Below are 12,166 nucleotides of genomic sequence, written 5' to 3'. Positions count from 1 at the left end.
TTACTTGGCTACTGGCGTCTTTAGCGTATCCGAGTTAACAAGAATGCAACTTCTGCTCGCGCGTTTCTAGCGCTAGCTCAAATTTATGAAAAATCCAATGCCACTTTTTATTTACACCTTGCGCCAGCGCAAGTTCTCAAATCCATTCCCCTCGCACAATAGCGCCAAATACAGCTAGTTCTAATGCAATTGTGCGGCAGGTTCCGCAGGGGTGAATCAAGTGATTTTAATGGAGTTCATTGTCGTACTCGGCTGTTTACTGCTCGGTACCCGTTACGGTGGTATGGGGCTCGGGCTGATAAGTGGTATTGGCTTATTTTTACTGACCTTTGTGTTTGGTCTCGCCCCCGGACAACCGCCGGTACAGGTGATGCTCACCATTCTTGCGGTGATCGGCTGCGCCTCAGTACTGCAAACCGCAGGCGGTTTAAATGTGATGATGCAGTTTGCCGAGCGTTTACTGCGCCGCCACCCACAATACATCACCATTCTGGCGCCGCTAACCACTTGGACCTTAACCTTCTTATGCGGAACTGGCCACGTGGTTTACACCATGTTCCCGATCATCTCCGATATCGCCCTGAAGAAAAACATTCGTCCAGAACGCCCGATGGCGGTGGCCTCGGTCGCCTCGCAAATGGCGATTTGTGCTTCTCCGGTGTCGGTCGCCGTGGTTTCTATGGTATCGATTTTGGCGGCGCAGCACGGCGTTGGTCATGCCTATAGTATGCTGGAAATTTTAATGGTGTCCGTACCCGCCTCCCTGTGCGGCGTTTTAGTGGCGGCACTTTGGAGCCTGCGTCGTGGTAAAGATTTAGATAAGGACGAAGAGTTTCAGGCGCGAATTAAAGATCCCGAACAAAGGGCGTTTATCTACGACAAGAGCGAGACTCTGCTGGATCAAACCTTTCCTAAGGAAGCCTATTGGGCAACGGGGATTTTCTTTACCGCTATCGCCGCCGTGGTGTTACTCGGTTCCTTTAGCGAACTGCGGCCTGTGTTTGAGGTAAAGGGCAAGTTGGCGCCGCTGTCGATGAACTTAGTGATCCAGATGATGATGTTGATCGCTGGGGCTTTTATCTTAATGAGCTGCAAAGTCAAACCCACAGAAATTGCCAATGGCCCAGTGTTTAAAGCTGGCATGGTGGCGATTTTCTCGGTATTTGGCGTGGCTTGGATGAGTGATACTTACTTTATCAGCCATATGGATGTGCTGAAGGAAAACCTCTCCCATGTGGTGCAAAACCAACCTTGGACCTATGCCTTAGTGCTGTTTTTAATCTCAAAACTGGTCAACAGCCAAGCGGCGGCGCTCACGGCTATCGCGCCCATGGGCTTGGCTTTAGGCGTTGATCCTAAGCTGTTGATTGCCTTTTTACCCGCAAGCTATGGTTACTTTGTACTACCTACTTATCCAAGCGATTTGGCCTGCATCGGCTTCGACCGAACTGGCACCACCAAAATTGGTAAGTTCATCATTAACCACAGCTTTATTATTCCGGGATTGATCGGTGTGGGTACGGCGTCGACCGTCGGTTATCTGCTGGCGACCACCTTACTGTAAGCACGGTTTGAAGCGATAAAACACATAAGGCCGATAATGTGAAAGCATTATCGGCCTTATGATTGATACGAAAGAAAAAACTAAGCGCGATACATGGCGAGAAACATACGGATATTGGCATCGATAATATCTTGTTGGTACTCGTCATGACTTTTCATATGGAACAATTTAGGCCAAAAGGCGAATGCCTTAAACATGCCCCAAAACTGAGTGGCCGCCAGAGGGATATTATCGATTTTCAACGCCTTATGAGCCACGGCTCCGGCAAGCCACGCCTCTAATCCACCTTCTTGCTTGGCCAATCGTTCCATGGCCTCGGTCGCTTGGATGGGTGAACGAATAAACTCAGCCATCACCACCCTTGCCACGCGCAGAAAATCCGGTTGCTGATACAACTCCCAGCAGCGGCGCGCGATATGTTGCAATTGAGACTCGAGGCTCTGCTCGGGATTAAATGCCAAGGTGGCCGCTTCCTTGGTGCGCGTCCATAGGTCGCTTGTTGTCGCCTCGAATAACACTTCTTTGCTGGGGAAATGATTGTAAACGGTGCGCTTGGAGACATTGGCACGCTGGGCAATTCTATCCATGCTAGCGCCGGCAAAACCATTGACCATAAATTCTTCCTGTGATGCGTCGAGGATCGCTAAACGCTTCAGTTGGGAATGTGTCAGTTTTACTGCTTTTTCTGCCATTGCGGTACGCCATCAAAATATTTGCCGATATTTTACACTATTGAGTTTACTTTTGCACAACCATGAGTAAACTACACTGTGTAGTTTACTTTTATCAAATTTACAATGCGACTCAAAATCACCTTGGCCCTACTGCTACTCGGGAGCGTTATTATGACCTTAGATCCCAATATCATTGAAACTAGCCCATCAGAGGATCAACGCTTTCGTAATGAAGCGCCAAATACTCACAGTGGTGAAGGTAATTTACCAGCCATTTTATGGCGCTATGTCACTGAACGTATTCCCGATAAGAGTCCGAGCCAAGCGCTACCGATTCAGCCCATGCGGCTGCCTGCCACGGCTGATGACACACCTATGCTGTATAAAATCAGCCACTCGACCGTGCTGTTACAGTTAAATGGTCAGTATTGGTTAACCGATCCCGTGTTTTCGAAGCGTGCCTCACCCAGCCAATGGTTTGGCCCAAAACGTTTCCATACTCTGCCTATTGAGCTCGAAAACATTCCGCCACTCGCTGGGATTATCTTGTCCCACGATCATTACGATCACTTAGACAAGCAAAGCGTAGTGGCGCTCGCCGCGCGCACTCAAAAATTTATTGTGCCACTGGGCGTCGATAAGCATCTTATTGGCTGGGGCATTCCCAAGGAAAAAATTGTCGCCCTCAACTGGTGGCAAGCAACCGAGCACCAAGGTGTGCGCTTTACCGCCACCCCAGCGCAACATTTTTCGGGCCGTGGACTTAGGGATAAGAATCAAACCCTGTGGGCCTCTTGGGCCATTCAATCCCCAGAATTAAATATCTTTTTCAGTGGTGACTCTGGCTATTTTGATGGCTTTAAAAAGATTGGCGATAAACTTGGCCCCTTCGACCTCACCTTAGTCGAAACTGGCGCCTACGATGAGATGTGGGCCGATATCCATATGCAACCTGAGCAATCGCTACGGGCGCATTTAGATCTTCAAGGTCAATACCTTATCCCAATCCATAACAGCAGTTTTGATTTAGCGCTGCACAGTTGGTATGAACCCTTAGAACGGATCGCCGCAGCGGCGAAGGCCTATGCCGTTCCCCTGCTGACCCCTGAGTTTGGTCAAGGGATTAACCTCAATGAGCTAGCCCACAGCCCTGCGCTCAATCAAGGGTGGTGGAAATCATACTTACCCAAAGACAGACCCGAGTTTGAAGTGGTTCCAGTCAAACTCGCCTCCAACAAATAGTCATAGCCGATACCTCCTTAGTGGTGCTTAACCATTGCGCCGCTAAGGATCTCCCCACCTATAGCACAACGAAAGTATTAAGCTCCCAGCAAACCGCCAGTTCGCCTAGACGTTTTTAACGACAACAGCATACAATCCGGCTTTGTATCCTGCTGAATCAATTTATCTTTTGAGAATGTCGTACTAAAGATGGTGAAAGGTTTTCGTTTATTGCTGCTCACAGTGAGCCTAGTCTGCGGCTTTAGTTATCTCGGCTACCACGGGCTGACTCGTTATAACTTAAATACCGACTACCAAGTGGGTGATGTGCTCGACTCACTCAATGGCGTCGAGATTTATTATAACGGCGGCGTCAACACTAATGAGGGGCGAAACCTTTCCCTTGACGGCTATAACCTAGGTATCAAATACCAGTGCGTAGAGTTCGTTAAACGTTACTTTTACCTGCGTTATCAGCACAAAATGCCCGACAGTTTCGGTCACGCTAAAGACTTCTTCAATGACCTGTTGCCCGATGCGAGCTGGAATGAAAAACGCGCCCTGCGGCAATATACCAATGGCAGCCAAAGCAAGCCGATGGCCGATGATTTACTGGTATTTGCGCCATGGATGTTTAACCCCTACGGCCATGTCGCCATTATCGCTAACGTCACTGAGACCAGTGTCGAAATTGCCCAGCAGAACCCCGGCCCTTTTGCTCCGTCGCGGGAGGTGTTTCCCTTAGCACAACGTGAAGGCCTGTGGTGTATCGATGCGCCGCGCACCAAGGGTTGGTTACGCTGGGAAGCTCCCGCTGCCACGATTATGGAGGGAAGTGCTGAGGAGAATGTGGAGGCAAATATCCAAGTTAACCAACAAGCTATTCCCCTTAAACTGTGAATATCGTAGAGGTAAAAATGAGACTACTTGACTGGTTAAAACGACACCTTGGCCCTAAGGCAAATACGGACTCACAGACTGCGGATCTTCAAGCAATTTTTAGCGAAACACTAGCGCCAAGCCTGTCTTTACCCAGCCAGCAAGTTTATCCCATCGTCACCCCAGCGATGCAGCCTGACTTAGCCGCCTATCAAGTCCATTGTTTGTTGAACAATCAAGATAAACAACGACTCGATGCCTTGCTCAGCAACACAGGATTTGAGCCAGAAGCCAGTTGCGATGTGGTATTCAGTGGCGTCTTGCATCATGCCCAAGGGCCAAGCAAAGTATTTCTGCATCAATATGCTGATTTTGCAGGGTTCTGCGTGCTACTCATTAGCAATGATATCTTGCTGCTGCAACAACTAATCGCCTTTAAAGCCGCGCCACCTGCACCGTGGGAAAGCTTTCCCGAGGTCGATCCTGATACGCTCGGCAGTCTGCAAGGCAATATTGAGTTTTGGTGCGATACATTTTGGCGACCTTACTGGTTATCACTCAGCGAGGCCGAGCGCAGCCAGTATCCCGCTAATTGGCATGAATTCAGTGAGTTTCACTAGGGCGTGTTGACGTTTCGAGATTAGATTTTGTTCGTTCCGGCAAGCACGTGCTAGCGAATCGAGGAATGATGTGTCGTTATTCGACTCAAATGACGAGCGGCTCTTATGACAGAAAGTAAGAGCAAGCGCTTGCCAGACGACCCCTTCGGGCAGCATTGGGCTGGCATTTCTGCTGCGTTATCGTCCGTTTATGTAGAATAACTACACTGCGCGGACTTTGCCTTGCATAAAAGCCAGCCAAATTGCTGCAAAAACAACCCTGAAACGTCAACACGCCCTAAAAGAGTTATACCGAGGTCAAAATGAAGCTCAAATTTATCGCACTCGTCATGCTACTTTTTATTCTTGCCGGATGTTTAGTGCCAGAACAGCCCCTCATCCCAGTCAAAGGCGCTAGCAATAAGGATTGGAATAGCCAAACCTTTTGGTATGAACCCTGGGGCAGTTCAGGCACCCACAAAGGCATTGATATTTTTGCCGCAGCCAATACGCCCGTAATCGCGCCAACGCCACTGTTACTGCTGTATAAAGGGGAGTTTTTTAAGGGTGGCAAAGTGATCGTCGGACTCGGCCCGAAATGGCAAATCCACTATTTTGCCCACCTCGATAGCATTAACACATCGGCAGGTTTATTTGCTGGGCGCGGGGATGTGCTCGGCACTGTCGGTACCACGGGGAACGCCAAAGGCAAACCACCCCATTTGCACTATTCCATTGTCAGCCTATTGCCTAGACCTTGGCTGATAGACACTTCCACCCAAGGATATAAGAAGGCGTTTTACTTAAATCCAATCAACTATTTAGACCCTAAGTAATAGACCCTAAGTAATAGACCCTAAGTAATAGACCCTAAGTAATAGACCCTAAGTAAAGGGTTGGTCGGTTAAGCATTCTCGTTAGCGACGAGCTCTGCGGATTGTTCAATGGGCTGCGTCATCTCGGTTTCTGCCGCGATGGCCTGTGCCGCACGCTCGGCTTTAGAAACATATTTAGGCTTATTGCTGCTATGCAACTTAGCATTGGCTTTTTTCGCCTTCTGTTTAAGCGTTTCGTTAATCTTCTTTTTGCGGTTCATATGGGCACCAAGGCGAGAAAAAGGTCGCCATTATAAGCTTCCTTCGACGCGGCAACAAATCGGAGGCATAGCCTACAAACAAACCCTCAATCTAAATGCACCTATTTGTTAGCCGAATCACAACTCCTAAAAATTGCCACTTTTCCCACGCATTTTATTTACAACTCGACTAGACAAGCCCAATTCACTTCCTTAAAATACACGACAATAAAAATCGTTATCATTTGCAATGTTGTTTAACGGAATAGTCTGATGCCAAGGATATCGGTGTAGCAAATTCACTCGCCCTTAGCAGGAAGTTATATGACGTTCAAAACCTCGTTTGTTGCCCTTGCCGTCTTTGCGGCCCTCACCCAGTCCGCCGTCGCTCAAGAAGCCCCAGATACGGGAACGAATAAGAATAAAGACATCGAAAAGATCACTGTCACCGCGAGCCGCATGGATAAATCGCCAAGCTCTATCCCCAATACAGTGACTATTATCGACCGCGTGCAACTCGAAGAGCAGTTCCGCACCACTAAAGATTTGTCGACCATTATCGGTAACTTAGCACCTAGCTTTTCCCCCAGCCGCCAGAAGATGAGCAACACGGGCGAAACCCTGCGTGGCCGTCCGCCCTTAATCATGATCGATGGTGTACCCCAATCCAACCCACTGCGTAGTGGTGGCCGCTCAGGGCAAACTATCGATCCAGCGATGATCGAGCGTATCGAAATTATCCACGGCGCCAATGCGATGCACGGCTTAGGCGCGCAGGGCGGCATCATCAACTACATCACCAAAAAACCAACGGGCGATAACCAGCACGTGGTTAGCTTCGATGCCACTGTGCCCGATTCGCTCAAATCTAACGGTGTAAGTTTTGGTGCCAGCTATGCGTTTTCGGGCGAATCCGACCTGATCGATATGTTGAGTTCGGTGAGCTATCGCAATAACGGCGTGTACTACGATGCAAACCACGATGTGATTGGTGTGGATACGACGCAAGGCGAGTCCATGGACAGCCAGAGCAAGGACTTCTTTATCAAACTCGGCCACAACTTTGCCGAGTCGCGCTTAGAGCTGATGGTTAACCATTACAACATGGAGAACAATGGCGATTGGATGCCAGTGAAAGGCGATATCACCACTGGCAAGCCCACGGGCGCAATCGAAGAAAAACAACCTTGGGAAGCGGCGAACAACCAAGTCACGACGACTAGCCTCACTTACACCCACGAGAACATTGCCGGCCAACAGCTGAGTGTCCAGTTATTCAATCAGGACTTCGAGGCAGTGTATGGCGGTGGCTGTAACAAGACCTTCTATGATCCTGCATTGGCAAACAACAGTAACTTAGTGCAATGCGAAGGCCCTAAAGGCGAGAGCTGGTACTATGAGCAATCGCGCAACTCTTCGGTCAAATGGGGCTTAAAGACCTCGTTAATTGCGAAAAATATTGCCGATACGGGTATCGATGCCGCCTATGGTATCGACCTATTCCGCGATACCACTGAGCAGGCTTTAGTGCAGACGGGTCTATCGTGGGTGCCTGAAAGCACCTATGACAACTTCGCGCCTTATTTGCAGTTAGATTATGATTTAATTACCGATCTTACCCTATCGACTGGCGTACGCTACGAGCACGCTAAGCTCAATGTCGATGACTATAAGACACTCTACGGCGCGGGAAATAAAGAAATCGAAGGGGGCGAAGCGAGTTTCGACGAGACCCTATTCAACATAGGTATCTCCTACAAGATCACGCCAGATATCCGCGTTTACACTAGCTATAACCAAGGCTTTGGTATGCCTGATATCGGCCGTATTCTGCGCGACGGTAACAGCTTCCCTGGTACGAACCCAAGTATCAGCGACTCCCTATCTCTTGCACCGATAGTGACGGATAACGTGGAGTTTGGCGCCGATTACCAAGGTGAATACTTAAGCGCTAAGATTTCCTACTACCGCTCAGCCACGGATTACGGTGCCCGTTTAGCCCTAAACAGTGACGGCTTCTACGACGTTAAACGTGAGAAGAGTGTGATTGATGGTATCGAAGCCAATATCACCGCTTACCTGACCAGCAACGACGATCTGGGCATGAATCTGGCGATCCAGCGCGGTGAATACGATTCGAATGATGACAACAAAACAGATACCGATCTCGATGGTGCCAATATTTCACCAAATCGTATCAACCTGTTCTGGACCCATAATTTCGATAACGAGATGTCGACGCGCGTACAGGCAAACTACTTTATGGACCGTGACTTCGAAGATGCCACAGGCGAGAAATATGCCGAGTTTGATGGCTACACGACTGTCGATGCGTCATTCTCTATGCCGCTCTGCACTGGCACCTTAACCTTAGGCGTGCAAAACCTGTTTAATAAGGATTATTTCAACTACTACTCACAAACCATGGGTACAAATGATCGTTATTTCAAAGGCATGGGCCGCACTGCGACTATCGGCTATACAGTGGCATTCTAATTAGTACGCTAAATTTACCGTATAAAAAAGCGCAACCTAGGTTGCGCTTTTTTATTGGATTATTGGAATCACTAATCTTTAGTGACCACCCAGAGGGCGTGTAATAAACCGGGAAGCCAGAAAAATAAACACAGCACAATGTTAATTAATAGGTCTTTGCCTGCGCCCGCCTTTAAAAATACCGCAACGGGTGGCAAGAGAATCGCAATAATAACTAAAAGTAATTTGTTGGTATCCATAACGAGCTTGCTCCTATACAAGGAAAATCATCACACTGCTAACTTCGCAGGAAGACTCAGGATTTGCAAATATTTTATCCCGCAACACACGCATTCAATGCTAACACGACGCAACAAAACTAATCCTTAGAAGGCCAGTCGAGCGAGTCTGGCTCACGCCACGCAGCCAATGCCGCGCTTACCGTCTCCTCAGCAAATGCCTCGCCCTGCTGTGGCATATCGAGATATGCATAATCCTGCCAGTGACCATCCTCATGTTGATAGCGAAAATGCAGACAATAGGCGTGCAGATAACAGCGGTCGGCGACATCCGAGCCATAGAGGGCATCGCCTAAAATCGGTACCCCAAGGCTAGCAAGCGCAACCCGTAACTGATGGGTTTTCCCCGAGTGGGGTTTGAGTAAATAAAGCCTTAGCCCTTCGCCAACACTGGTGGAGAAGAATTGGGTTATCGCGGGATTTTCTTTGGTTCTAAGCAACTTAAACATGCTGCGGCGGGATTTGGCCATATCGCCAATCACCCAGCCTTGCTTCTTCTTCGGCTTGCCTTTGGCGAGGGCGAGATAGTATTTCTGCACTTTATGGGCACTAAAAAGCTCAGTCAACTGCCGCGCCGCCGCTGGATGTTTGGCTAACAGTAACAGCCCAGAGGTGGGCGTATCGAGCCGATGCACGGCAAAGAGTTTTATCCCTAAATCCTGCTCCAGCTGCGCCACGACACCCGCGGTGCCATCTTGGCTGTGAAAATGCACATTAGGCGATTTAGAAATAACAAGAAAATCAGCCTCATCGGCTATGATTCGGTACATGAGGTTCTCAACAGTGTCACGCGGATATTGGCCTAAAACTGAATGGTCACGACTAGGCCTGGATGATTATCCGAAAGAGTAATTTGCGCATTGTGCCGCGACATGATCGCTTTGACCATAGATAATCCTAAACCCGTGCCCTGCAAATGCCGGCTTGGGTCGAGACGCACTAGACGCTCAAACACCCTTTCCTTACTGTCATCGGGGATCCCTGGGCCGTTATCGCAAATCTTAATTTGGGCGCCAGATTGAATAATATCGATACGAGCGCCTTGGCCTGAGTACTTCATCGCATTGTCGACCAAGTTATATAAGGCTTGGAACAACAAGTACTTGTCACCATAAATCTTATGGTCTGATAGGAGCGATAGACTCAAGGTTTGCTCATTCGACTCGGCGACCGCGTCAGCCATATCCAACAAATCGGTACATAGCTGCGCCAAACTCAGCTCCTGCAAATCTAAGGTTTGCTGCCCTTCCTCGATGCGTGTCAGCGAGAGCATGGCATCGAAGGTCGCAAGGCAGTGGTCGAGTTCTTCGGTCAAAATCGCGCAACCTTCGCTGATTTCATCGGGGGATTTAGCCGCTAACTCCTCAAGACCAATGCGAATATGGGATAGGGGCGTACGCAAATCGTGGGCAATATTATCTGTCACCCCGCGCACCGCCATCAGGTTATTCTCAAGAATATCCAGCACGTTATTAAACTGCAGCGCCAACATATCGAACTCATCCTGACGCCAACTGAGCGGCAGACGCGTGTCGTAATGCCCCCGCTCAATTTGCTCACTCAAGCGGTTGTACTGCACTAAGCGGCGCAAAATCGCCTTAGAAAACAAATAGCCCAATGCCAAGGTTAACACTATGGTCAACATCACGGCCGTGGCGGCCGCACTGATAAACTTATCGATCAAGGTGGCTAAGTTATCGGTACGGGTTGCGATGAGCACAGGGCCATAGCGGGTCATCACTAGGCCGCCGGTGAGGATATGCAGCTTATCAGGGCCGCCAGTTAAAATCGGGAAATCCCGAGTTTGCGGCAGCATGGGCATGCCTTCAGGCATAAAGCTTAAGGCACCGACCATGTCGTAACTATTGCGCCAGGCGATGAGCGCCGTCTGCGGATCGGCGGCACGAATTTGCGCCGCAAAACTACGACGGTCGACAGTAAGAGCAAGCTGTTGATAGCGTTGGGTTTCTGACTCGAGATACTGAGTCACTTGGTACTGCTGTTCGATGATGAGCTGCCGATAAAGGGCAAACAGCAAAGCGCCTATGATCACAGTCACTAAGGTCGAGAAGATAATAGTGATGCGCCAGGCGCTGCTTTGGTAAGGCTTAATGCCTTTGGCGTAAGCGATAACCCGCTCCCCTTACGGTTTCAATTAATTCACCGTGACCTAACTCTTCAAACTTGCGGCGTAACTTGGCGATATGCACGTCGATCACATTGGTACGGGGGTCGAAGTGATAATCCCACACCGCTTCGAATAATAACGTGCGGCTAATGACCTGATTGGCGTGTTCCATCAGATATTTAAGCAGTTGGAATTCTTTGGGTTGCAGCATTAAATCGTGGCCATCTAAGGTCACGTTGCGGGTAAGCAACTCCATTTTTAAACCGCCGACCACCAAATCTGTGGTAATTGGCACGGATTGGCCCCGTTGCATCAGTTTTTCGGCACGCACGAGTAGCTCCGAAAAGGCAAAGGGCTTAGTCATATAATCATCGCCGCCCGCACGCAGACCTTTCACCCTTTCATCCACATGGGCCAGCGCCGACAGGATAAGCACTGGGGTTTGGTTACCCGTGGCTCTGAGGGCGGCCAGCAGTTTCAAACCATCGAGTTGGGGCAACATGCGGTCGAGAATCAAGAGGTCATACTGACCACTGGTGGCTTGCAGCAGGCCTTGATGACCATCGCTGGCGGTCTCAATATTATGCCCCTGCTCAAGAAATCCTTTAACGATATAGTCGATCGTTGTCGCATCATCTTCAACTAAAAGTATTTTCATCTGTATGCTGCGCTCCCCTGTCTTCACTTAGCGGTGATGCTCAGTGCTAATCCCACTTAAGTAAAGGTAGTTGCCGTAAATTTTCAATATCGAATGCCAATTTATACTTACCAGTATCATCCAGCAACTTTAACTCTAAGTAGCTGATACCTAAGTCATGATCTAACTTCGCGTCGGTCAAAAAGGCCTTATGGTCCTTAGTCGCCATCGCAATAATGCCGGAGAAGGTTTGATGCTTAGTGCTGATAAGGCGTGCGGCTTCCACTTCGCCAACATCGTCGGCGGTGACTTTACCCGCTTTTTGTTTCAATAACTTACCATCTCGCGCCCGATATTCGAAACGGGTAATCGCATTCGCCAGCGGATTAATCAACTCAAATTGGTAGACTAATTCGCCTTCCTGCATTTCCATTTCAAACTCGGCAATCACGCCAGGAAAATCCTTCTCAATTTGCTGCATCACGCTTAACGGCGGCAGATATTCACCGCTCGAAAGCATCGAATACATGCTCTGGGCTGCGGTGGCAATCCCAGATACCAACATGAATCCTAGCAACCATAGTCTCATGGCTCCTCCATAAAAATCGGCTAAGT

General features: G+C 49.0%; 13 protein-coding genes. 6 read left to right on the top strand and 7 right to left on the bottom strand.

What is annotated here, in order from left to right; genetic code table 11:
* The first annotated feature begins 220 nt into the window (after nucleotides 1-220).
* A complete protein-coding gene (locus B5P39_RS18485; protein WP_011621099.1) occupies nucleotides 221-1,564 on the top strand; it encodes an anaerobic C4-dicarboxylate transporter in 1,344 nt (447 codons plus the stop codon).
* 80 nt (nucleotides 1,565-1,644) lie between these two features.
* On the opposite strand, the gene B5P39_RS18480 is transcribed toward B5P39_RS18485, so the two are convergent.
* Nucleotides 1,645-2,256: a TetR/AcrR family transcriptional regulator gene (locus tag B5P39_RS18480; RefSeq protein ID WP_088212572.1), complete on the bottom strand. Its 612-nt coding sequence runs from the start codon at nucleotides 2,254-2,256 to the stop codon at nucleotides 1,645-1,647.
* A 153-nt stretch (nucleotides 2,257-2,409) separates the two neighbouring features.
* On the opposite strand from B5P39_RS18480, the gene B5P39_RS18475 reads away from it, so the two are divergent.
* The 4 genes from B5P39_RS18475 (at nucleotide 2,410) to B5P39_RS18460 (ending at nucleotide 5,773) form a co-directional block, all read left to right on the top strand.
* Entirely contained in the window at nucleotides 2,410-3,480 is a 1,071-nt protein-coding gene (locus tag B5P39_RS18475; protein ID WP_088212571.1) for an MBL fold metallo-hydrolase, read from the top strand.
* A 189-nt stretch (nucleotides 3,481-3,669) separates the two neighbouring features.
* Nucleotides 3,670-4,359: a CHAP domain-containing protein gene (locus B5P39_RS18470; RefSeq protein WP_088212570.1), complete on the top strand. Its 690-nt coding sequence runs from the start codon at nucleotides 3,670-3,672 to the stop codon at nucleotides 4,357-4,359.
* A gap of 17 nt (nucleotides 4,360-4,376) precedes the next feature.
* Nucleotides 4,377-4,958, top strand: coding sequence for a hypothetical protein (locus B5P39_RS18465; RefSeq protein WP_088212569.1), 582 nt, complete (start codon nucleotides 4,377-4,379; stop codon nucleotides 4,956-4,958).
* A 302-nt stretch (nucleotides 4,959-5,260) separates the two neighbouring features.
* On the top strand, nucleotides 5,261-5,773 hold the full coding sequence (locus B5P39_RS18460) for a M23 family metallopeptidase (protein ID WP_088212568.1): 513 nt from the start codon (nucleotides 5,261-5,263) through the stop codon (nucleotides 5,771-5,773).
* Nucleotides 5,774-5,841: 68 nt separating this feature from the next.
* On the opposite strand, the gene B5P39_RS18455 is transcribed toward B5P39_RS18460, so the two are convergent.
* Nucleotides 5,842-6,033, bottom strand: a complete 192-nt coding sequence (locus B5P39_RS18455) for a DUF2986 domain-containing protein (RefSeq protein ID WP_088212567.1) — start codon at nucleotides 6,031-6,033, stop codon at nucleotides 5,842-5,844.
* Nucleotides 6,034-6,336: 303 nt separating this feature from the next.
* Here B5P39_RS18455 and B5P39_RS18450 point away from each other — a divergent pair, with 303 nt between their 5' ends.
* Entirely contained in the window at nucleotides 6,337-8,508 is a 2,172-nt protein-coding gene (locus B5P39_RS18450; protein ID WP_088212566.1) for a TonB-dependent receptor, read from the top strand.
* Between the two features lie 71 nt (nucleotides 8,509-8,579).
* Here B5P39_RS18450 and B5P39_RS18445 read toward each other — a convergent pair whose 3' ends face one another.
* The 5 genes from B5P39_RS18445 to B5P39_RS18425 form a co-directional block, all read right to left on the bottom strand.
* Nucleotides 8,580-8,747, bottom strand: a complete 168-nt coding sequence (locus B5P39_RS18445; RefSeq protein ID WP_011621091.1) for a YqaE/Pmp3 family membrane protein — start codon at nucleotides 8,745-8,747, stop codon at nucleotides 8,580-8,582.
* Nucleotides 8,748-8,866: 119 nt separating this feature from the next.
* A complete protein-coding gene (locus B5P39_RS18440) occupies nucleotides 8,867-9,556 on the bottom strand; it encodes a TIGR01621 family pseudouridine synthase (RefSeq protein ID WP_088212565.1) in 690 nt (229 codons plus the stop codon).
* A 32-nt stretch (nucleotides 9,557-9,588) separates the two neighbouring features.
* Nucleotides 9,589-10,845 carry a sensor histidine kinase gene (locus tag B5P39_RS18435; protein WP_086903949.1) on the bottom strand — a complete coding sequence of 419 codons (1,257 nt, stop codon included), beginning with the start codon at nucleotides 10,843-10,845 and terminating at the stop codon, nucleotides 9,589-9,591.
* Between the two features lie 49 nt (nucleotides 10,846-10,894).
* Nucleotides 10,895-11,572 carry a response regulator transcription factor gene (locus B5P39_RS18430; RefSeq protein ID WP_011621087.1) on the bottom strand — a complete coding sequence of 226 codons (678 nt, stop codon included), beginning with the start codon at nucleotides 11,570-11,572 and terminating at the stop codon, nucleotides 10,895-10,897.
* 46 nt (nucleotides 11,573-11,618) lie between these two features.
* Nucleotides 11,619-12,140, bottom strand: a complete 522-nt coding sequence (locus tag B5P39_RS18425; RefSeq protein WP_011715517.1) for a hypothetical protein — start codon at nucleotides 12,138-12,140, stop codon at nucleotides 11,619-11,621.
* Nucleotides 12,141-12,166: the final 26 nt, after the last annotated feature.

Source organism: Shewanella sp. Shew256 (assembly GCF_002196695.1).
Lineage (GTDB): Bacteria > Pseudomonadota > Gammaproteobacteria > Enterobacterales > Shewanellaceae > Shewanella > Shewanella mangrovisoli.
Note: the sequence above shows the minus strand (reverse complement) of the source record. Positions and strands in the feature narration are given on the sequence as shown.